Genomic DNA, 21149 nt, shown 5'->3' with positions numbered 1-21149 from the left:
AGACAGCGCGGGTGAACGACATAGTTAAGGGTGTTCACCACCCGGCAACCTTGTCAACGCTTGCCGCAATATTGGCAAGGCCCCGGTCCGGTGGTCTGAACCTTCCACCGGACCGGGGCCATGCAGCTCTGCCTCAGCCGAGGTCGACCAGCAGGTCGCCGCCCTCCACCTGCTGGATGGCGTTGATGGCCACCCGGGAGACCCGGCCGGCCTTCGGCGCGGCGATGGTGGCCTCCATCTTCATCGCCTCGATGGTGGCCACGGTGGCGCCCGCCTCGACCTGGTCGCCCTCGGCGACGGTCAGCGTCACCACTCCGGCGAATGGCGCGGCCACATGGCCCGGGTTGCTCTTGTCGGCCTTCTCGGTGGCCGGGATGTCGGAGGCCGCCGAGGTGTCCCGGACCTGGATCGGGCGCAGCTGGCCGTTCAGGGTGGACATCACCGTCCGCATGCCGCGCTCATCGGCCTCGCCGATGGCCTCCAGCTCGATGAGCAGCCGCACCCCGGGCTCCAGGTCCACCGCGTACTCCTTGCCCGGGCGGATCCCGTAGAAGAAGTCCTTGCTGTCCAGCACGCTGGTGTCGCCGAACGTCTCCCGGTGGGTCTCGAACTCCTTCGTCGGGCCGGGGAACAGCAGCCGGTTCAGGGTCGTGCGGCGGTCGTCGGCGAGGTGCTGCCGGTCCTCGGCGGACAGCTCCTCCGTCGTGGGCCTGGCCTCCGCGCGGCCTTCCAGCGCCTTGGTGCGGAAGGGCTCCGGCCAGCCGCCGGGCGGGCTGCCCAGCTCGCCGCGGAGGAAGCCGATGACCGAGTCGGGGATGTCGAACTTGTTGGGCTCGGCCTTGAAGTCCTCCGGCGACACCCCGGCGCCCACCAGGTGGAGCGCGAGGTCGCCGACGACCTTCGAGGACGGGGTGACCTTGACCAGGTGGCCGAGGATGCGGTCGGCGGCGGCGTACATCGCCTCGATGTCCTCGAAGCGGTCGCCGAGGCCGAGCGCGATGGCCTGGGTGCGCAGGTTGGACAGCTGGCCGCCGGGGATCTCGTGGTGGTACACCCGCCCGGTCGGCGAGGCGAGGCCCGCCTCGAACGGTGCGTAGACCTTGCGCACGCTCTCCCAGTACGGCTCAAGACCGCCGATCGCCTCCAGGTCGAGCCCGGTGGGCCGCTCGGAGTGGTCGGTGGCGGCCACGATCGCCGACAGCGAGGGCTGCGAGGTGGTGCCCGCCATGGACGCCACTGCCCCGTCCACCGCGTCGGCACCGGCCTGGACGGCGGCCAGATAGGTGGCGAGCTGGCCACCCGCGGTGTCATGGGTGTGGATGTGCACCGGCAGGTCGAACTCCCGGCGCAGCGCGGACACCAGCTTCGCGGCGGCCGGGGCGCGCAGCAGCCCCGCCATGTCCTTGATGGCCAGTACGTGCGCGCCCGCGTCCACGATCTGCTCGGCGAGCCGCAGATAGTAGTCCAGCGTGTACAGCTTCTCCGACGGGTCGGACAGATCGCTGGTGTAGCACAGCGCCACCTCGGCGACCGCGGTGCCGGTGTCCCGTACCGCCTCGATGGCGGGCCGCATCTGCCCGATGTCGTTGAGCGCGTCGAAGATCCGGAAGATGTCGATGCCGGTGGCGGTGGCCTCGTGGACGAAGGCGTCCGTCACCTCGGTCGGATACGGGGTGTACCCGACGGTGTTGCGGCCGCGCAGCAGCATCTGCAGACAGATGTTGGGCACCGCCTCGCGCAGCGCCGCCAGCCGCTCCCAGGGGTCCTCGGCGAGGAACCGCAGCGCCACGTCGTAGGTGGCGCCGCCCCAGCACTCCAGCGACAGCAGCTCCGGCACGGTGTGCGCCACCACCGGGGCCACGGCGAGCAGGTCCTTGGTCCGTACGCGGGTGGCCAGCAGCGACTGGTGGGCGTCCCGGAAGGTGGTGTCGGTGACCCCGATCCGCGGCGATTCGCGCAGCCACCGCGCGAACCCCTCCGGGCCCAGCTCGGTGAGGGTCTGCTTGGACCCGGCGGGCGGCGCCGCGTCCGGCACCCGCGGCAGCTTTCCGGCCGCGTCGATCAGCTGGGGCCGGGGGCCGTGCGGCTTGTTGACCGTGACGTCGGCGAGATACGTGAGCAGCTTGGTGCCACGGTCGGCGGACTGCCGCGCGGTCAGCAGATGCGGCCGCTGCTCGATGAACGAGGTGGTGATCTTCCCGGCCCGGAAGTCCGGATCGTCCAGCACGGCCTGGAGGAACGGAACGTTGGTGGACACCCCGCGGATACGGAACTCGGCCACCGCGCGCCGGGCCCGCCCGATGGCGTGGTCGAAGTCGCGGCCCCGGCAGGTCAGCTTCACCAGCATCGAGTCGAAGTGGGCGCTGATCTCGGCACCGGCGTGGGTGGTGCCGCCGTCGAGGCGGATGCCCGAGCCGCCCGGGGAGCGGTAGGCGCTGATCATGCCGATGTCCGGGCGGAAGCCGTTGGCCGGGTCCTCGGTGGTGATGCGGCACTGGAGCGCGGCGCCGCGCAGATAGACGGTGTCCTGCGAGAGACCGAGGTCGGGCAGGGTCTCGCCGCCCGCGATCCGCAGCTGTGACTGGACGAGGTCGACATCGGTGATCTCCTCGGTCACCGTGTGCTCGACCTGGATCCGCGGGTTCATCTCGATGAAGACGTGGTTGCCGTCGCGGTCCAGCAGGAATTCCACGGTGCCCGCGTTGCGGTAGCCGATCTGCCGGGCGAACTTCACCGCGTCGCCGCAGATCCGCTCGCGCAGCTCCGGGGTGAGATGGGGCGCGGGCGCCATCTCGATGACCTTCTGGTGGCGGCGTTGCAGCGAACAGTCCCGCTCGAACAGGTGCATGACATTACCGTCGGCATCGGCGAGGATCTGCACCTCGATATGGCGGGGCTCGACGACCGCCTTCTCCAGGAAGACCGTCGGATCGCCGAACGCCGACTCGGCCTCGCGGGCCGCCGCCTCGATCGACTCGCGCAGCAGCCGCGGCTCCTCGACCCGCCGCATCCCGCGCCCGCCACCGCCCGCCACGGCCTTGACGAACACCGGGAAGCCCAGCTCCTCCGCCGCCCGCACCAGCTCGTCCACATCGGAGGAGGGCTCCGAGGAGCCGAGCACCGGCACCCCCGCCGCCCGGGCCGCGGCCACCGCCCGCGCCTTGTTGCCGGTCAGCTCAAGGATCTCCGCGCTCGGGCCGACGAAGGCGATGCCCGCCTCCTCGCACGCCCGCGCGAGGTCGGGGTTCTCGGACAGGAAGCCGTATCCGGGATACACCGCGTCGGCACCGGCCCGCCGCGCCGCGGCGACGATCTCCTCGACGGACAGATAGGCCCGCACCGGATGGCCCGGCTCACCGATCTCATACGCCTCATCGGCCTTCAGCCGGTGCAGCGAGTTGCGGTCCTCGTGCGGGAACACGGCGACCGTCCTCGCTCCCAGCTCATATCCGGCGCGGAACGCCCGAATGGCGATCTCTCCACGGTTGGCGACCAGCACCTTGCGGAACATGTCCCATCCCTTCCTACTGCCCGTCCTACTGCCCGGTACGAATACAGCTTGCCCGCGACACTACTGCTGCCCCGCACGCCAGACGGCACCCTTGTGATCCAGTTCGCACCTCGGGCATGGTGCCCGGGGGACCGAACGGCGTTCCCCGGAGGAGTCCGCACGAGCCAGCAGGCCGTTCCGAGGAGGACCATCGTGAGTGCCCCGTCGTCCGCGCCCCACCAGGCCCCGCCGTACCCCATCCAGCGCGCCAACTACGTCGACCCCGCTCCCGCACTGATCACCGGCCCCGCCATCAGCCCGCTCCGGTTCGTCGGCGGCAGTACGGGATGGCTGGTCACCGGATACCAGGAGGCCCGGGAGGTGCTGCGGGACCCGCGGTTCAGCGCCGAGCGGTGGCGCGGCGACGACACGGTGCGGCCCGTCCCGCAGAGCATCCGGAAGAACCGCGGCAACGGGCCGGGGTCGTTTCTGGCCATGGACGCCCCCGAACACAGTCACTATCGCGGGTTACTCACCCGCTACTTCACCGTACGGCGGATGCGCGCTCTCGAACCCCGCATCGACGGCATCGTCACCGACTGCCTGGACGCCCTTGAGGCCGCCGGGAAACCGGCCGACCTGGTGGAACACTTCGCGCTGCCGGTCCCCTCGCTGGTGATCTGCGAGATGCTCGGCGTGCCCTACGGGGAGCGCGAGACGTTTCAGCGGGCCAGCGCGCAGATCCTGGTCCAGGACCAGACGGGCGGCCAGTTCGACCAGGGGATGCGGACGATCACCGGCTTCCTCGGCGAACTCACCGCCGCCAAGCGGCGCGCTCCCCAGGACGATCTGATCTCGTACCTCACCTCCGTCGGCGAGCTGTCCGACGTCGAGATCACCAACATGGCGGCGCTGCTGCTGATCGCCGGACACGAGACCACCACCAACATGCTCAGCCTCGGCACCTTCACCCTGCTGCGGAACCCGGAGCAGATGCGGCGGCTGCGCGAGGACGACGAGCTGGTGCCGGGCGCGGTCGAGGAGCTGCTGCGCTACCTGAGCATCGTCAACGCCTTCCCGGTCCGGATCGCGCTGGAGGACGTCGAGATCGGCGGCGTCACCGTCACGGCGGGCCAGAGCGTGGCGGTCTCGGTGCCCGCCGTCAACCGGGACCCCGCACTGGTGGACGAGCCCCACACGCTCGACGTCGGCCGCCCCCGCAGCAGCCACCTCGCGTTCGGATACGGCATCCACCAGTGCCTCGGCGCGAACCTGGCCCGGATCGAGCTGGCGGCGGGCTACCGCGGACTGCTCGGCCGCTTCCCGGGCCTGGCGCTCGCGGTGGCGCCGGAGAAGGTGCCGATGCGCAGCGACATGGTCATCTACGGGGCCCATGAGCTGCCCGTCACCTGGTGATCGGCGATGACCGGCAGGGCTTGACAAAACTTCTTGCCGCAGCGGCAAATAGGGCCATGGCAGACGACATTCCCGAGGTGCTGAACGGCGTCGGCCCGCGACTGCGGGCGTTGCGGCGGGACCGCGGAGCCACCCTGGCCCAGCTGAGCGAGGCCACCGGGATCTCGCTCTCGACCCTCTCGCGGCTGGAGTCGGGGCAGCGCAAGCCCACGCTGGAACTGCTGCTGCCCCTGGCCAAGGCCCACGGTGTCCAGCTGGACGAACTGGTCGGCGCGCCGCCCACCGGCGACCCCCGCATCCATCCCCGCCCCTTCACCCGGCACGGTCAGACCTTCGTGCCGCTGACCCGCTATCTCGGCGGGCTGCACGCCTACAAGCAGATCCTGCCCGGCCGGAAGACGGGCGCCGACGTCCGGCCGTCGCAGGCGGTGCACGAGGGGTACGAGTGGCTGTACGTCCTCTCCGGCAAGCTGCGCCTCGCCCTCGGCGAGCACGATCTGACGCTCACCGCGGGCGAGGCCGCCGAGTTCGACACCCGTACGCCCCACGGCTTCGCCAGCGCGAGCGCGCAGCCCGTCGAGTTCCTCAGCCTCTTCGGCGCCCAGGGCGAGCGCATGCATGTGCGCGCCCGCCCCACCGGCGACTGAACCGGGCCGGGGTCACCCGGCGTAGACGTCCTCCACGAAGCGGCCCTCGGCCATCAGGGAGTCCAGCCAGCGCTGCGCCGCCGCCTCGTCGGCGCCCGGAGTGTGGGCCACGTACACCGACCGGAAGGCCTCCCGCACCCCGGGGGCCATCCGGGCGCCGTCGCCGCACACGTACACCTGGGCACCCTCCGCCAGCAGCTGCCAGATCTCGTCGCCGTCGGCGGCGATGCGGTGCTGGACGAAGCGGTGTCCGCCGACCGGGGCCTGGCTGAACGCCGGGCGCATGGACACCGCCCCCGCCGCCTCGGCGGCGCCCAGCTCCGTGGCGTGCAGATAGTCGGCGTCCGGTGCGTCGCAGCCGAAGTAGCACAGCGCCGGGGCGAGCGGTGTGCCGGACTCCACGAGCGCCCGCCGGTCGGCGATGGTGCCGCGGAAGGGCGCGAGCCCGGTACCGGCGGACACCATGATGACCGGCCGGTCCGGCGTGTGGCCGATACGGAACGCGTCCCGGCAGGGCTGCACCCGGGCGAGCACGGTGTCCCCCGGCCGTACCGCGTTCAGATGGCCGGAGCCGGTGCCCTGGAAGCCGCTCGCCTCGTCGCGCAGCAGCGACACCATCAGATCGACGTGGCGCGGGGAGACGGCGGGGGAGGAGGAGACCGAGTAGTGTCGCGGCCGCAGCGGCGGCAGCAGCTCCAGCAGCACCGGCCAGGTCAGGGTCTCGCGCAGCGCCGGGTTGGCCTCCACCAGGTCCAGCAGGGTGCGCTCACCGGGGGTCTGCGCGGCGAGTGCCGCCTTCTCCGGCGGGCAGGGGTTCAGCTCGGCGAGCAGGGCCAGCTGCTCGGCGTTCGGACGGTGGTTCAGCTCCACGTGGTGGGTCAGCAGCTCCCGTACGGTGACCGGCCGGTCCACCGCCAGACCGCCGCGGCGGCCCGGGCGGGAGGGCACGATGCTGAGCACGGTGTCCGGGTCGGCGTGGAGCAGCTTGGCGGCCCGCGTCACCAGCTCCGCGTCGTTCGCCGGAAGCACGGTGAGATGGTCGGCGGTGCGGTACGTGACCCCGTCGGGCAGGGCCAGCCGGACGAACCGCTTGACGCGCGCGTACGACGGATCGCTGAGGCTGCCGGTCTCGATGACCTCCATCGCCACCATGCCGTGCTGCCGCGCCAGACCGTCCAGCGGCCCGCCGGTGACCTCGGTGACCGTGTACGCCGGGCCGTCGTCCGTGGTGTCGGCCGGGGCCGCGCCCACGGTGGCCGGGTCGCCGTGGCGCTCCAGCAGCGCGGTGCGCAGCCGCTCGGTGAAGTCCCGTACGGTGCCGCTGAGATCGCCCGAGGCGTCGGCGGCGGCCCGGTCGACGAGCCGGGTGGCGCCGAGGGCGGCCAGCCGCTCGTCGATCAGGGTCGGCACGCGCTGGTAGGTGGCGGCCCAGTTGCGGTCGCCGACGCCGAGCACCGCGTAGCTCACACCGTCCGCCGCGCCCGGCTCGGCCGTCTCCAGCCAGGCCAGGAAGGCGGCGGCGTCATCGGTGGGCTGCCCGTTGTAGGAGGCGGCGGTGATGATCACCGGGCGCTCGGCGGGCAGCCCGCCCGCGTACGCGTCGAGCGGCGCGACCTCGGTGGCGCAGCCCAGCTCCTCCGCACCCTCGGCCAGGTCCTCGGCGAAGGAGCGGCAGGTGCCGAAGTTGGTGCCGTACAGCAGCAGCGCACCGGTGTCCTGGTGGACCCGGGTGGGCAGCGAGCCGTCCCGGGCGGGCGCACTCTCGGCCACCGCGGCGGCCGCCGCCACCGCCCGCTCCTCCGCTGTGCGGGGGACGAGACGCAGGGTGAGGCCCTCGGGCTTGAGGGTGAGCGACTCCTTGATGTTCAGCTGGTAGTCCGCGTGGTCGATCAGCCGGTAGCGGTGCACCAGCATCGCGAGCAGCATGGTGGCCTCGTGCAGCGCGAACTGCCGCCCGATGCAGGCCCGTTCACCGGTGCCGAACGGCTTGTACGCGTGCACCGGACGCGCCGCCTCGGCCTCCGGGTCGAAGCGCGAGGGGTCGAACAGCTCCGGGTTGTCGCCCCACACCCCGGCGCGGTGCAGCATCGGGGTGAACACGATGGCCGCCTCCCCGGCCCGCATCGGAATGCGCCCGCCGAGCATCGTGTCCTCGCGCGCCTGCCGGGAGAAGGCGGCCGCGGTCGGCCACAGCCGCAGCGCCTCGTTCAGCACCTGGCGGGTGTTGCGCAACAGCCCCACCTGCTCGAACGTCGGCTCCGGGTCCGCGTCGGCGCCGAACAGCGCGTCTGCCTCCCGCTGCACCCGGCGCAGCTCGCCCGGGTTCTTGGACAGGTAGTGGAGGGCGAAGGACAGCGCGCCCGAGGTGGTCTCGTGACCCGCGATCAGGAAGGTGATCACCTGGTCCCGGATGTTGGCGTGGTCCAGCGGGGTGCCGTCGGACGGGTGCGTGGCGCCGAGCATCAGCCCCAGCAGATCGTCGGTGCCCGACTCGCCCGCCGCGACCCGCGCCTGGATCACCTCGTCGACGACGGACGTGAGATACGCCGTATCGGCGCGGAACGCCTCGTCCTGCTCGCTGTAGTCCACGTCCGGGCGGCGCGCCACCTTGCGCATGCTCCACTCCAGGCAGCGCACCATGGCTTGCACGAACGGATGCGGCTCGGCGCGGTCGAACGAGCCGAAGTCGTAGCCGAACCCGGCCAGCCCGATGGTGTCCAGCGTCATCCGCGTCATGTCGTCCGTCACCGCGACCGGCTCGCCGCTCGCCGCGCTCGCGTCCCAGGCGTCGATCACCCGCCGCGCCACCTGGAGCATCACCGGGTGGTACGTGCGCATCGAGCCGAGCGCGAAGGCGGGCATCAGGATGTCATGCGCCTTCGCCCAGTTCGGCTCGTCGTTGTACGCGGTGAACAGCCCGTCGTGGGTGAACTCCCGGACGTTCTCCAGTGACTGGTTGACGTACTTGGAGAACCGCTGGTCGTCGCAGAGTTCGGCCACCAGGTCGAGGTCGCTGACGAACAGGATGTCGGTGCCGTGCAGCCGGCGCCGCACCACCGGGCCATGGTGCCGCGTCAGCTCCATGACCTGCTGGATCGGCGTGTTGTTCGTGTGCGCGGAGATGTCGATGACCGGGACGCCGTCGGCGCCGGTGCCATCAGCGGTCTCGGCCGGAAGGAGGGGGGTTTCGGTCATGACGATGCGATGCCTTCCATGCGGGGGATGTCTCCAGCCTCGCCCCGCCGCCCCCTGCCGCTCGCACACCGCACTACATGATTTTGTAGTGCTGGATGGTGTGATCGACTTGCGCACGCGCCGCCCGTGGTGTCAAGGGGCGGTACCGAGACGAGAGCGAGGCCCGGCATGAACGACGACGAGGTGCCGGAAGAGGCGATGCGGATCCTCGGCGGTGAGGACTGGGTCGTCTGGCGCAACCGCTCCCTGCTGCTCTTCGACCGGGTACCGGTGCCGTGCGCGGTGTGCGGGACGGACGGCGAGATCCTGATGGCCAACCCGGCGATGGCGGGCGAGTGGGGCGTTACCCCGGGGCAGCTGGCGGGACGTAATGTGCTGGAGCTGTTCCACCCCAGCACGGCCGACCAGGTGTATCGCATCGTGGAGGCGGTCCGGCTCGGCCGCCGCTCCCGCTACCCGGTCGAAGTGCGGTGGCAGTCGCCGGACGGGGTACGGCGGTACGGCGAACTGACCGCCGACACCGTGAGCGACACCGACAGCCCGATGTGGCTGCTGGTGCTGCTGCGGGTGCTCGGCGAGGAACCCCGGCCACGGGGCGGTGGCGCGGTGGACCCGGTCCCCGGCGAGGCGGAGCGGGCCGCCCCCATCGAGGTCCGGATCCTCGCGCTCGCGGCGGGCGGCCACACCACCGCGCAGATGGCCCGGCAGACCGGCCTCACCGCGGACGGCGTCAACTACCACCTCACCCGGCTCTCCCGGCGCTGGGGCGTCGGCAACCGCGCGGAGCTGGTGGCCCGGGCGTACGTACTCGGCGTGCTGGCCCCGGACGTCTGGCCGCCGGAACCCATCTGAGGGCGGCTCAGCCGCGTATGGTCACGCCGTGGTGGGTACGCAGCCGCCGCAGCTCCCACAGCGACAGAGCGGTCACCGACAGCGGACCGCCGAACACGGCGCACAGCTGGGCGGGCAGCGGCCCGTTGGGCAGCCCGTCCGACAGCAGGTTGAAGCCCGCGATCAGCCACACCAGCACCCCGGTGAGCACGGGCGGCAGCGCGGCGTGCACATAGGCGGTGTTGAAGGCGCTGCGCGCGACGTACGCGGAGGACAGGAAGAGGAACACCAGCGTCCACGGCAGACCCACCATCAGCGGCAGGCCGACCACGAACAACATCACGCCGTGCAGCCCGTGCAGCAGCGTCGTCTGGCCCACCACATAGATGAAGGCGCCGAAGGCCGCCAGGATCAGTACGTACCAGCCCACCGTCTTGAGCGGTCCGCCCAGCCGGGAGCGCAGCACCGGGCGGCGGTGCGGGGGCGCGTAGAGGATGAAGCCGAACACGACCAGCGGTCCGGTGAGAAGGAGCAGGAGCGGGGTCGCGAAGAGATTGGCGGCACCGTCGGTCGCCGCACCGCTCCAGCCGCCGTCCGCCCCGTACATGTAGACGAGCGCCAGGGTCGCGAGCACACCGAGGACCGAGCGGGTGAGCTGGACCTTGTCGACGAGCTGGTCACGGACCCGCCCGCCGCCCTCCTTGTCGAACAGCCGCTTCGCCGCGCGGTTCGCCGAACGGACCAGCGGAATGAGCGGCGAGAGCAGCCACCACCGGCGGCGGCGCACCGGAACGGGCCGGTACGGGCCGGGTGGCGGCGGTCCGTAGGGGTTCGGCGGCGGTGGTCCGTAGTACGGATTCTGCGGCGGCGGCCCGTACGGACCGGGTGGGGGCGGTGGCCCCCACGGGCCTCCCTGCCCAGGATTGTTCGGCGGCTGCCATCCCCCCGTAGCCACGTGCACTCCTCTCTCGATCTGTGCCGTGGCGGCGAATTCTAGCCATGGTCCGTTGCCGCACCCTGGCCAGGGGTAGTGCCATATGACACGCTACTGGCCATGACCGGTACGCGTACCCGACCCGGCCTTCCCCGCCCCGCGGATGTGCTCGTCATCGGGGCGGGTGTCATCGGCGCGGCCTGCGCGTATTACTGCACGTCAGCGGGGTTGCGCGTCACCGTGGTGGAGCGCGGCGCGATCGGCGGCGGAACCACCAGTGCGTGCGAGGGCAACATCCTGGTGTCCGACAAGGAGACCGGCCCCGAACTGGACCTGGCGCTGCTGTCGTCCCGGCTGTGGCGCGAGATCCGGGACGATCTCGGCGCCGCCGCCGTGGAGTACCACGCCAAGGGCGGTGTGGTGGTGGCCGGTTCGGACGCCACCTCGGCGGGGCTGCGTCAGCTCACGGCACGCCAGCGCGCGGCCGGGGTCGAGGCGGTGGACGTCCGCCCGGACGAACTGCTCGCACTGGAGCCGAACCTGACCCGCGAGGTGGCGGGCGGCGCCCACTACCCGCAGGACGCGCAGGTGCAGCCCGTACTGGCCGCCGCACAGCTGCTGCGCGCCGCGCGCGCCCGGGGCGCCACCGTCCACACCGGCGTGAACGTGATCGGCTTCCTCCGGGACCCGCGGGGCGCCGTCACCGGGGTCCGCACCGACTCGGCCACGCTGCCCGCGCTGCCCGCCCGATGGGTCGTCAACGCGGCGGGCACCTGGGCCGGACACCTCGCCGAGCTGGCCGGGGCGCCGGTGCCGGTGCTGCCCCGCAAGGGGTTCATCCTGGTCACCGAGCCACTGCCGCGCGTCGTACGGCACAAGGTGTACACCGCCGAGTACGTGGCCAACGTCGCCAGCGACGACGCCGGTCTGGAGACCTCGGTCGTGGTCGAGGGCACCCGGGCGGGCACCGTCCTGATCGGCGCCAGCCGGGAGCGCGTGGGGTTCGACCGCACCGTGGCGCTGCCCGTGCTGCGGAGGCTGGCGGACCAGGCCATCGGGCTCTTCCCGTTCCTCGCCGAGGTCGCGCTGCTCCGCGGCTATCTGGGCTTCCGCCCGTACTGCCCCGACCATCTGCCGGTGATCGGGCCCGACCCCCGCGTCCCCGGCCTCGTGCACGCCTGTGGCCACGAGGGCGCCGGCATCGGCCTGGCGCCCGCCACCGGGCAGCTGCTCGCCCAACTGCTCACCGGCCGGGCACCGGACCTTCCCCTCACACCGTTTCGCCCGCAGCGATTCGAGGAGGCCGCCGCATGAACCGGACCCCCTTCACCTTCCGCTTCGACGGCCGGGAGGTGCGGGCCGAGCCCGGCCAGAGCATCGCGGCCGCGCTCATCGCCGACGGACAGCGCTCCTGGCGCAGCACCCGCGAAGGCGGCCGCCCGCGCGGGATGTTCTGCGGCATCGGCGTGTGCTTCGACTGCCTGGTGACCGTCAACGGGCGCCCCAACCACCGCGCGTGCCTGGCCGAGGTGGCGCCGGGGGACGTGGTGGAGACGCAGGAGGGAGCGGGCCGTGCCGACCTCGCCTGCTGAACCGGTGACCGTCGTGTACGACATCGCGGTGCTCGGCGCCGGGCCCGCCGGGCTGGCCGCCGCGACCGCCGCGGCGGCCCACGGCGCCCGGGTCGCACTGCTGGACGCGGCACCCCGCCCCGGTGGCCAGTACTGGCGCCACCGCCCCGCCGACGACGGCGCCGCACACCACGACTGGCCCGCCTTCCAGCGGCTGCGCACGGCTCTGGACACGTATCGCGCCCGGCTCGACCAGCTGCCCGGCCACGCCGTCTGGCACATCGAGCGCACCGCCGCCGGTTTCGTCACCCACGCCCTGAGCGACGGCACGTCCCGCGAGGTCCGGAGCCGTACCGTCGTCGTGGCCACCGGCGCCTACGACCGTCAACTGCCCTTCCCCGGCTGGACGTTACCCGGCGTCTATACAGCGGGCGGTGTGCAGGCCCTGCTCAAGGGGCACGGCGTTGTCGCGGGGCGGCGCGTCGTCGTCGCCGGGACCGGGCCCTTCCTGCTGCCGGTGGCCGCGGGCCTGGCCGAGGCGGGCGCCACGGTCCTCGGAGTCTTCGAAGCGGGGCGACCCACGGCCTTCGCCCGCCACCCGCTCACCACCCTGCGCGCCGCCGCCAAACTCGCCGAGGGCGCGCACTACCTGCGGACGCTGCGGCGCCACCGGGTCCCGTACCGCACCCGTACCGCGGTGGTCCGGGCCCTGGGGGCGGACGCCGTCTCCGGGGCGGAGGTGGCGCGGTTGGACGGCCGGTGGCGGATCGTGCCCGGCAGCCGTCGGCGGCTGGAGTGCGACACGGTGGCCGTGGGCTACGGCTTCACCCCGCAGACCGAGATCCCCCTGCAACTGGGCTGCGCGATGGACCGGGACGGCGACGGCAGCCTGAGTGCCCGCGTGGACACCCGGCAGCGCTCCACCGTGCCCGGTGTCTATGTGGCGGGCGAGGCATGCGGCGTCGGAGGCTCCGAACTCGCCTGTGTCGAGGGCGAGTTGGCCGGACTGCACGCGGCGTACGCCACCACCGGCGCCCGCCCCGACCCGCGCCGCGTCGCCCGGCTGCTGCGCCGCAGGGCCGCCCGGCGCGGCTTCGCCGCCGCGCTGTACGCCGCGTATCCGGTCCGGCCCGGCTGGCGGGAGTGGCTGACCGAGGACACCGTCGTCTGCCGCTGCGAGGAAGTGACCGCCGGAGCCATCCGCCATGCGGTCACCGACCTGGGCGCCGCCGATCCACGGGCGGTGAAGCTGTGCGCACGCCCCGGCATGGGCCTGTGCCAGGGCCGGGTGTGCGGCTACGCCACCGCCGCCCTGACCGCCGCCCACGCCGGGCGCGATGTCACCGAGGAGGACCTGCGCGGGCTGGCGAGCAGACCCATCGCCCAGCCGGTGCCGCTCGGGCTGCTGAGAGACCTGGAAGACGGAACCATGCCACACCACGACGAGGAGGGCGCATGAACGCAATCGCCAAGCCATGGCACGGGGTGCTCGTCGCGACGGCGTTGCCGCTGCGCGAGGACCCGACCGGCAGGCTCGCGGTCGACTTCGACGGCTACGCCGAACACGTCACCTGGCTCGCGGCGAACGGCTGTCACGGTGTCGTCCCCAACGGCTCGCTGGGCGAGTACCAGACCCTGACCGCCGAGGAGCGGTCCCGCGTGGTCACCACCGCGATCGAGGCCGCCCCCGAGGGCTTCACCGTCATGCCCGGAGTGGCGGCGTACGGCGCGGACGAGGCCAGGCGCTGGGCCGAGCAGGCGGCCGGGGCGGGCGCCCCGGCCGTGATGCTGCTGCCGCCCAACGCCTACCGCGCCGACGAGCGCGCGGTGCGGGACCACTACCGGGAGGTGGCCAGGGCCGGGCTGCCCGTCGTGGCGTACAACAACCCCATCGACACCAAGGTCGACCTGGTGCCCGAGCTGCTGGCGGAGCTGTACCACGAGGGGCTGATCGTGGCGGTGAAGGAGTTCACCGGCGATGTCCGCCGCGGCTACCGGATCCATGAGCTGGCCCCCGGGCTCGACGTCCTGTGCGGCAGCGACGACGTGGCCCTGGAGCTGGCCGTGGCCGGGTCGCCCGGCTGGATCGCCGGATACCCCAATGCCTTCCCGCGCGCCTGCGCCGAGCTGTGGCGGGCCGCCACCGAAGGCGATCTCACCACCGCGCTGCCGCTCTACCGCACCCTGCACCCGCTGCTGCGCTGGGACGCCAGGACCGAGTTCGTCCAGGCCATCAAGGGCAGCATGGACATCGCCGGGCGCTACGGCGGACCCTGCCGCCATCCGCGCGTACCGCTCACCCCCGAACACGCCGACACGGTGCGCAAGGCCACCGAGAAGGCCCTCGCGGAAGGGCTCGGCTGACACCCATGCGCAGCGACCGGGTCTTCCACGCCGTCGACTCGCACACCGAGGGGATGCCGACCCGTGTCATCACGGGCGGCGCGGGGGTGATTCCCGGCGCCACCATGTTCGACCGGCGCCGGTACTTCATCGAACACCTCGACCACATCCGCCGGTTCCTGGTCACCGAGCCGCGCGGCCACTCCGCGATGAGCGGGGCCATCCTCCAGCCGCCGACCCGCCCCGACGCCGACTGGGGTGTGCTCTTCATCGAGGTCTCCGGCTGTCTGCCGATGTGCGGACACGGCACCATCGGCGTCGCCACCGTCCTGGTCGAAACCGGCATGGTGGCGGTCGAGGAGCCCGTCACCACCATCCGGCTGGACACCCCCGCCGGGCTGGTCGTGGTGGAGGTGGCCGTCGAGGCGGGCGCGGCGCGCGGGGTGACGCTGCGCAACGTACCCGCGTTCACGCTCGCCCTGGACCGTACGGTGCAAACCGCGTCCTTCGGCGACATCCGCTACGACCTGGCCTTCGGCGGCAACTTCTACGCCATCGCCGACCTGGGCGACCTCGGAATCCCCTTCGACCGGGCCCACAAGAACCGCGTCATGGACGCCGGGATGACCATCATGGCCGCCATCAACGAGCAGGACCGCCCGGTCCACCCCGGAAACCCCGAGATCAGCGGCTGCCGCCACGTCTATCTGGCCGCTCCCGGATCGGACGCCACGCACTCCCGCCACGCCATGGTCATCCACCCGGGCTGGTTCGACCGCTCACCCTGCGGCACCGGCACCAGCGCCCGCATGGCCCAGCTGCACACGCGCGGACTGCTGCCGCTGCACACCGACTTCCGCAACGAGTCGTTCATCGGCACCCACTTCACCGGGCGGCTGGTCGAGGAGACCACGGTCGGCGGACTGCCCGCGGTGGTGCCCACCGTCACCGGGCGCGCCTGGATCACCGGCACCGCCCAGTATCTGCGCGACCCCGACGACCCATTCCCCGAAGGTTTCGAGCTGTAGAGATCCGAGCGTAAAGAGCCGACCACTCATGAAGACCAGTATGAAGACTATCGACGCGGCCTCCGTCGCCGCCGCCCTGTCCCCGCACACCGCGATCCGGGCGCTCCAGCAGGCGCTGCGGAACGGGCTCGACCCCGAGGCGGCCCCGCCCCGCGCGGTGGTGCCGGTGGACCACGGCCAGTTGCTGCTGATGCCCGCCGAAGGCCGTACCGCCCGGGGAAGCGCCTACGCGGGCGTCAAAATCGCCACCGTCGCACCGGACAACCCGGCGCGCGGACTTCCCCGCATCCAGGGGCAGTACCTGCTGTTGGACGCCGAAACCCTCACCCCGCTCGCCCTGCTGGACGGGGTCGCGCTCACCAACGTCCGCACCGCCGCGATGTCCGCCGCGGCCGCCGACCTGCTCGCCCCGCCCGGCGCGTCCCGGCTGGTGCTCTTCGGCGGCGGCCCACAGGCCCACAGCCATCTGGCCGCGCTGCGCGCGATCCGCCCGATCACCCAGGTCACCGTCGTGGGCCGCACCCCGGAGCGCACCCGCCAACTCGTCGAGGGCTTCCCGGAAACCGCCGGGGTCCGCGTCATGGCCGGTGCGCCGGAGGCGGTCGCGGACGCCGATCTGATCGCCTGCTGCACCACGGCCCGCACCCCGCTGTTCGACGGGGCCCTGCTGCCCCCGCACGCCACCGTGATGGCCGTGGGATCGCATGAACCCGATGCCAGGGAAGTGGACGACCACACCGTCCGCCACGCCACCGTCGTGGTCGAGTCCCGCGCCGCCGCCACCCGGGAGGCGGGCGACCTCATCCAGGTCATCGACCGAGGCCTGCTCGACCCCGCCCAACTGCTGCCCCTCGCCGACCTGGTGCGCGACCGGCCGGGCGGCCCGGCCGTGGACAGCGGACGCCCCCGGCTGTTCAAGAGTGTCGGAATGGCATGGGAGGATCTGGTACTCGCCGGTACCGTCCATGAGGCCATCGAGTCCCGTCAGGCCGACGAGTAGCGACAGATGAAGGAGACCGCATGACCGTGGACGACGGGGCCACCACGCGCCTGCCCTCGCTCCGCGGCCGCCTCAGCCTCCGCGAGGAGATCGCCGAAACCCTCCGTGGCGCGGTGATCTCCGGAGAGCTGAAGCCCGGTGTCGTGTACTCCGCGCCGAGCCTGGCCGAACACTTCGGGGTGTCCGCCACACCGGTACGGGAGGCCATGCTCGACCTCACCAAGGAGGGGCTGGTCGAGATCGCCCGTAACAAGGGCTTCCGGGTCACCCATCTCTCCGCGGCCGAGCTGGACGACATCACCCACCTGCGCGCGCTCATCGAGATCCCGGTGATCCGGCAGATCACCGAGGCGGGCGTGGCCCCCGAGGTCATCGCGCGGCTGCGGCCGCTGGCGGCGGGCATCGAGGACGCCGCGCACCGCCGCGACTTCATCGCCCACGTCACCATCGACATGGAATTCCACCTCACCCTGCTGGAACAGGCCGGGAACAGCAGGCTGGTGGAGATCGTGCGCTCCCTGCGCACCAGCTCCCGGCTCTACGGGCTGCGGACACTGACCGAGGGCAGCGCCCTCTTCGACTCCTCCCACGAACACGCCGAACTCCTCGACCTCATCGAGGCGGGCGACGCGGACGGCGCGGAGGCCCTGATGCGCCGCCACCTCGGCCACGTCCGTGGCATCTGGGCCGAGCGGACCCCCGCCCCCGAAGGCCACCCGACCGGGGAGCCGCCCCGGTGAGCGCGTTACCCGAGGCCGAGGAAACCTACCGGCGGATGGCGTACGACACCTTCGCCCGGGACCTGAAGCTGGGCTTCAACCTGGGCTTCTGCCGTACGTTCGCGGTCCCCGAGATCGCCCGGGTGCTCGCCGCCACCGGCCGGATGACCCAGCACACCCGGGTACGCGCCAAGGCCACCGGCGCGATGATGTACGGGCTCTTCGAGCACGGGCTGGACAGCGAGCACGGCACCGAGACCATCGCGGCGCTGGACCGGCTGCACGCCCCGTACGCCATCGGCGACGACGCCTTCCGCTATGTCCTCGCCTGCTTCGACCTCGCACCGATGCGCTGGTGCGCGGACCACGCGTGGCGCGCCCCGACCGACGCCGAGCGGGCCGCCTCGCACACCCTGTACCTCGGCCTCGCCGACCGCATGGGCATCCCCGAAGTGCCCGCCACCTGGCGGGAGTTCGAGGCCTGGATGACCGACTACGAGCGCGCGCACTTCGCCGCCACCCCTGAGGGCCGGGCGCTGTGGCAGGCCACTCGCGGCATGCTGGCCGACCGGGTGCCCGGGGTGCTCGGCCCGCTCGCGGGCGCGGCCGCCGACAGCCTGCTCGACGACCGGGCGCGGCAGGCCTTCGGCGCCCGGCGGCCCCCGGCCCTGGTCCGCGGCGCCACCCGGGCAGCGCTGCGGACGCGGGCGTGGCGCGGGCGACGGGCGCGTACTTAGGGGCGTCAGGAGAGGCCGTGGACGATGTCCGCGGTCGCCGGGTACAGCGCGCGGTAGCGCGCGTACAACTCGTCGTAGCGCGCCGAGGTGGCCGGGTCGGGACGCACCTGGACGGCGGGCGGATTCCACCGCGCGATCGAGGCGTCCCCGACGGCCGACGCGGCGAGGAACGCCGAACCGAGGCTCGCGCCGATGGTGTGGGTGGGGATGTCCTGGGTCAGCCCGGTGATGTCGGAGACGATCCGCGTCCACAAGTGCCCCTGGGCGCCACCGCCCACGGCCACCACCCGGTCGATGCGGCCACCGGCGGCGCGGATCGCCTCCACGTTGTGGCGGACGCCGAAACCGGTGGCCTCCAGCGCCGCGCGGTAGAGATCGCCGCGGGTGTGCGCGAGGGTGAGGCCCGCGAGGACACCACGGGCCGCCGGGTCGGCGACGGGAGTGCGTTCCCCGTCGAAGTACGGCAGCATCAGCAACCCGCGCGCACCCGGGCCCGAGGTCTCCGCCTCGGCCAGCAGTTCGGGCACGGACGGGTCCCCGAACAGCGAGCGCAGCCAGTCGGTGATGGCCCCCGAGGACGCCATGCCACCGGCCAGATTGCGGGTGCCCGGGAGCGCCCCGACGGTGCCCCACAGGGCAGGGAAGGTGACGCGCTCCTCGACCGTGTTGATGAGGAACATCGTCGAGCCGTACATCAGCATCAGATCACCGGCGTTGTGCGCGTCGCCGCTCACCGCCTCCGCCCACGCGTCGATGGTGCCGACCGTCACCGGGGTGCCCGCCGCGAGCCCGGTCGCCTCCGCCGCCCCTGGTGACACCCGGCCCGCCACGTCCCCGGACCAGCCGAGCCGGGGCAGTTCGATCCGCCCGGCCAGCCCGTCCGACCAGGGGCGGTACCAGTCGAGCGCGCCGGTGTCGTAGAGCGGGGTGCACTGGCTGGCCGAGTGGTGGTCCAGTACGTACTCCCCGGTGAGCCGGTGCACCAGCCACGAGCTGGGCATGAACAGCCGCCGCGCGCGGGCGAAGACGCCGGGCTCGTGCCGGGCGAGCCACGCCAGCTTGGGGCCGACGGCCTGTGTGGAGAGCACCGAACCGCAGCGGCGCAGGATCTCCTCGCGGCCCAGCTCGCCCTCCAGCTCGCGGATCTGCTCGGTGGCGCGGGTGTCGATCCCGTACAGCAGCGCCGGACGCAGCGGCACCCCGGCGTCGTCCGTGGCCGCGACACACGGACCCATCCCGCTGACCCCGACCGCCTCCACGGTCACCTCGGCGGACCCGAGCAGATCCCGCACCAGCGTGATGAACTCCCGCCACCACACCTCCGGATCCATCTCCACCCAGCCCGGACGCGGCCGGTCGACGGAGTGCCGTACGACGGACTGGGCGAGGACCGTGCCATCCGTGGACACCAGCACACCCTTGGAGCTGGAGGTGCCGATGTCCACGCCCACCACGGCGCGCTGCGGTGCGCTGTGCGACGTCATCACCCGGCCTCGATCGCCACGTCGCCGCACAGGTGCACGGCCACCCCGAGCCGTTCGAAGGCCGCCGCCTTGGCGGCCAGCGCGCGGTCGGCTGTGGCCGCGTCGGGCGCGTACAGCACCTGGATGTGATTGGCCTTGTGACGGGCCATGAACTGGTCGCGGCTCACTCCGTCGAGGACCGCGTGCATGATCGGCCACTCCGGGTTGGTGGCCTCCCGGCGCCGCCGCGTCTCCTCCTCCGGCAGCGCCACCGCGCGGCCGCGGCCGATGTCCAGCTGCAGCGCGCCATCGGCGATGTACAGCCGGGACCAGACGATCTCGCCGGGCCGGGACACCCCGGACAGGGTGCCGCCACCGGCCGGGAAGTACACCGGGTTCTGCCGCAGCGAGACGGCCTCGGCGTAGCCCTGGGCCAAGTGGGAGGCCGGGATGGAGCCGGAGATCTCGAAGACCCAGACGAACTGGCCGTCGTACTCCTCGCCCCAGCGGACGTCGTGCAGTGTGGTGGCCGGGTCGAGGCCCATCGCCGTCCAGAGGCGATTGCTGAGCAGCGCGTCCACCGCCACGCCCTCGTCCACCTCGTTGAAGTGGGGGAGGGGCTGGTCCTCCCACAGCACCCGGGAGCCGTCGCGGCTGCGTACCGGGGGACGCTCGGCGTTGTTCAGCAGCCCCTCGGCGAGGTCGGACGCGGCCACCAGGTCCTTCAGACCCTGCTGGTACTGGATGCCGACCGCGTCAAGACCGAAGTCGTCGCTGATCCGCAGCGCGGCGATGTACATCGCGAACTGCTGGCGCAGCTGCTCGTCGGTCAGCTCGGTGGCCTCGTCCGTACCGGTCTCGAAGCGCATGCCGCGCTCGGTGAGCCACGTGCGCACCTCGGTGGTCTCCGCCTCCGGCACCGTGGACATCTCGGCGTACAGCGCGCTCTGCGACAGGCGCTCCTTGTAGATGCCGAGGGGGTTGAGGAGTTCGTCGTCGATGATGGCGTTGTACATCCCCATGCAGCCCTCGTCGAAGACCCCGATGATGGCCTTGTCCGCCATCAGCTGGTCGGCGACCGCGTGTCCCAACTCGTGCTCGGGCGTGGCGGGAAGCGGCGGCAACGGCCGTACGTGCGAGGCGTCCTGGGGAACGGTGCCGGTGTCCACCCAGCTCCGAAGCCCGTCCAGGAACCAGTCGTCGGTGAAGTCCACGCTCCACAGCGTGGAGTACTCCTTGCCCATCTTGGTCAGGCCCGCGTTCACCCCGAGCAGCCCCACCAGGCCGGGCCAGGTGCCGTCGAAGTTGGCCACGGTCAGGAGGGGACCTCGGTGGGTGCGCAGCCCGGCCAGCACATGGTGGCTGTACTGCCACACCGCCTCGGCGACCACCAGGGGCGCGTCGGGCGGGATCGAGCGGAAGACGGACAGCCCCATGCGCTGGCTGTCGATGAAGCCATGGCCCTTGACCGGATCCACCTCATGCGCCCGGCGCACCGTCCAGCCGAGCTTCCCGAAGGCGTCGCCCAGCGCGGCTTCCACCGCCTCCTGGACCGGCCACCCCGCCGCATTGGCGGAGGGGCGCAGATCGCCACTGGCCACGAGCCACACCGTGGCGGGCTCCACGGTCGGCCTCGGCGTACGGACCGGCACGGTGTACGGCATGGACGCCACCACATTTCCCTGCGTCATCGATGGGCCCGCGACGGTCGCCGCGGGTGCCCGCAGGCTCTCAGAAATCGATTTCTCGGACAAGGGTCCGACACCTGTGGTGAT

16 protein-coding genes are annotated in these 21149 nt (G+C 72.4%); 11 read left to right on the top strand and 5 right to left on the bottom strand.

Annotated elements, in window-relative coordinates; translation table 11 throughout:
- Positions 1-133: 133 nt before the first annotated feature.
- Positions 134-3511 (bottom strand): pyruvate carboxylase, encoded by a 3378-nt coding sequence (locus tag ACFV9T_RS18650; RefSeq protein WP_385441527.1) that lies wholly within the window; start codon positions 3509-3511, stop codon positions 134-136.
- Between the two features lie 192 nt (positions 3512-3703).
- On the opposite strand from ACFV9T_RS18650, the gene ACFV9T_RS18645 reads away from it, so the two are divergent.
- Positions 3704-4906: a cytochrome P450 gene (locus ACFV9T_RS18645; RefSeq protein WP_385441525.1), complete on the top strand. Its 1203-nt coding sequence runs from the start codon at positions 3704-3706 to the stop codon at positions 4904-4906.
- 56 nt (positions 4907-4962) lie between these two features.
- Positions 4963-5553: a helix-turn-helix domain-containing protein gene (locus ACFV9T_RS18640; RefSeq protein WP_385441522.1), complete on the top strand. Its 591-nt coding sequence runs from the start codon at positions 4963-4965 to the stop codon at positions 5551-5553.
- A gap of 12 nt (positions 5554-5565) precedes the next feature.
- On the opposite strand, the gene ACFV9T_RS18635 is transcribed toward ACFV9T_RS18640, so the two are convergent.
- On the bottom strand, positions 5566-8748 hold the full coding sequence (locus ACFV9T_RS18635; protein ID WP_385441520.1) for a cytochrome P450: 3183 nt from the start codon (positions 8746-8748) through the stop codon (positions 5566-5568).
- A 168-nt stretch (positions 8749-8916) separates the two neighbouring features.
- Between ACFV9T_RS18635 and ACFV9T_RS18630 the strand changes: the two genes are divergently transcribed.
- Positions 8917-9600 carry a PAS domain S-box protein gene (locus ACFV9T_RS18630; protein ID WP_385441517.1) on the top strand — a complete coding sequence of 228 codons (684 nt, stop codon included), beginning with the start codon at positions 8917-8919 and terminating at the stop codon, positions 9598-9600.
- A 7-nt stretch (positions 9601-9607) separates the two neighbouring features.
- Here ACFV9T_RS18630 and ACFV9T_RS18625 read toward each other — a convergent pair whose 3' ends face one another.
- Positions 9608-10534, bottom strand: coding sequence for a hypothetical protein (locus tag ACFV9T_RS18625; RefSeq protein ID WP_385441515.1), 927 nt, complete (start codon positions 10532-10534; stop codon positions 9608-9610).
- Positions 10535-10633: 99 nt separating this feature from the next.
- Between ACFV9T_RS18625 and ACFV9T_RS18620 the strand changes: the two genes are divergently transcribed.
- Genes ACFV9T_RS18620 through ACFV9T_RS18585 form a run of 8 tightly spaced genes read left to right on the top strand, consistent with a single transcriptional unit; the run spans position 10634 to position 17911 of the window.
- Positions 10634-11827: an NAD(P)/FAD-dependent oxidoreductase gene (locus ACFV9T_RS18620; RefSeq protein ID WP_385441512.1), complete on the top strand. Its 1194-nt coding sequence runs from the start codon at positions 10634-10636 to the stop codon at positions 11825-11827.
- Positions 11824-12105 (top strand): (2Fe-2S)-binding protein, encoded by a 282-nt coding sequence (locus ACFV9T_RS18615; protein WP_385441510.1) that lies wholly within the window; start codon positions 11824-11826, stop codon positions 12103-12105. The genes ACFV9T_RS18620 and ACFV9T_RS18615 overlap by 4 nt, the downstream gene beginning before the upstream one ends.
- Positions 12086-13543, top strand: a complete 1458-nt coding sequence (locus ACFV9T_RS18610; protein WP_385441508.1) for an NAD(P)/FAD-dependent oxidoreductase — start codon at positions 12086-12088, stop codon at positions 13541-13543. The genes ACFV9T_RS18615 and ACFV9T_RS18610 overlap by 20 nt, the downstream gene beginning before the upstream one ends.
- Positions 13540-14448, top strand: coding sequence for a dihydrodipicolinate synthase family protein (locus ACFV9T_RS18605; protein WP_385441506.1), 909 nt, complete (start codon positions 13540-13542; stop codon positions 14446-14448). Before ACFV9T_RS18610 ends, ACFV9T_RS18605 begins: the two co-directional genes overlap by 4 nt.
- A gap of 5 nt (positions 14449-14453) precedes the next feature.
- The gene (locus ACFV9T_RS18600; RefSeq protein ID WP_385441504.1) at positions 14454-15455 is read left to right on the top strand and encodes a proline racemase family protein; all 1002 of its coding nucleotides are present in this window, start codon (positions 14454-14456) and stop codon (positions 15453-15455) included.
- 28 nt (positions 15456-15483) lie between these two features.
- Positions 15484-16455 carry an ornithine cyclodeaminase family protein gene (locus ACFV9T_RS18595; RefSeq protein WP_385441502.1) on the top strand — a complete coding sequence of 324 codons (972 nt, stop codon included), beginning with the start codon at positions 15484-15486 and terminating at the stop codon, positions 16453-16455.
- A 20-nt stretch (positions 16456-16475) separates the two neighbouring features.
- Positions 16476-17195: a GntR family transcriptional regulator gene (locus tag ACFV9T_RS18590; protein WP_385441499.1), complete on the top strand. Its 720-nt coding sequence runs from the start codon at positions 16476-16478 to the stop codon at positions 17193-17195.
- Positions 17192-17911 (top strand): oxygenase MpaB family protein, encoded by a 720-nt coding sequence (locus ACFV9T_RS18585; RefSeq protein ID WP_385441497.1) that lies wholly within the window; start codon positions 17192-17194, stop codon positions 17909-17911. Before ACFV9T_RS18590 ends, ACFV9T_RS18585 begins: the two co-directional genes overlap by 4 nt.
- 5 nt (positions 17912-17916) lie before the next feature.
- Here ACFV9T_RS18585 and ACFV9T_RS18580 read toward each other — a convergent pair whose 3' ends face one another.
- Positions 17917-19395 carry an FGGY-family carbohydrate kinase gene (locus ACFV9T_RS18580; RefSeq protein WP_385441495.1) on the bottom strand — a complete coding sequence of 493 codons (1479 nt, stop codon included), beginning with the start codon at positions 19393-19395 and terminating at the stop codon, positions 17917-17919.
- Positions 19395-21038, bottom strand: a complete 1644-nt coding sequence (locus ACFV9T_RS18575; RefSeq protein WP_385441492.1) for a fucose isomerase — start codon at positions 21036-21038, stop codon at positions 19395-19397. Before ACFV9T_RS18575 ends, ACFV9T_RS18580 begins: the two co-directional genes overlap by 1 nt.
- Between the last annotated feature and the right edge of the window lie 111 nt (positions 21039-21149).

It is taken from the genome of Streptomyces sp. NPDC059850 (assembly GCF_042731515.1).
GTDB lineage: Bacteria > Actinomycetota > Actinomycetes > Streptomycetales > Streptomycetaceae > Streptomyces.
Note: the sequence above shows the minus strand (reverse complement) of the source record. Positions and strands in the feature narration are given on the sequence as shown.

Bases quoted from the DNA above. Each gene is read 5' to 3' on its own strand.
- ACFV9T_RS18635 (WP_385441520.1), bottom strand. From the start codon at position 8,748: ATGACCGAAACCCCCCTCCTTCCGGCCGAGACCGCTGATGGCACCGGC.
- ACFV9T_RS18580 (WP_385441495.1), bottom strand. From the start codon at position 19,395: ATGACGTCGCACAGCGCACCGCAGCGCGCCGTGGTGGGCGTGGACATC.
- ACFV9T_RS18615 (WP_385441510.1), top strand. From the start codon at position 11,824: ATGAACCGGACCCCCTTCACCTTCCGCTTCGACGGCCGGGAGGTGCGG.
- ACFV9T_RS18575 (WP_385441492.1), bottom strand. From the start codon at position 21,038: ATGCCGTACACCGTGCCGGTCCGTACGCCGAGGCCGACCGTGGAGCCC.
- ACFV9T_RS18600 (WP_385441504.1), top strand. From the start codon at position 14,454: ATGCGCAGCGACCGGGTCTTCCACGCCGTCGACTCGCACACCGAGGGG.
- ACFV9T_RS18605 (WP_385441506.1), top strand. From the start codon at position 13,540: ATGAACGCAATCGCCAAGCCATGGCACGGGGTGCTCGTCGCGACGGCG.
- ACFV9T_RS18595 (WP_385441502.1), top strand. From the start codon at position 15,484: ATGAAGACCAGTATGAAGACTATCGACGCGGCCTCCGTCGCCGCCGCC.
- ACFV9T_RS18590 (WP_385441499.1), top strand. From the start codon at position 16,476: ATGACCGTGGACGACGGGGCCACCACGCGCCTGCCCTCGCTCCGCGGC.
- ACFV9T_RS18630 (WP_385441517.1), top strand. From the start codon at position 8,917: ATGAACGACGACGAGGTGCCGGAAGAGGCGATGCGGATCCTCGGCGGT.
- ACFV9T_RS18650 (WP_385441527.1), bottom strand. From the start codon at position 3,511: ATGTTCCGCAAGGTGCTGGTCGCCAACCGTGGAGAGATCGCCATTCGG.
- ACFV9T_RS18620 (WP_385441512.1), top strand. From the start codon at position 10,634: ATGACCGGTACGCGTACCCGACCCGGCCTTCCCCGCCCCGCGGATGTG.
- ACFV9T_RS18640 (WP_385441522.1), top strand. From the start codon at position 4,963: ATGGCAGACGACATTCCCGAGGTGCTGAACGGCGTCGGCCCGCGACTG.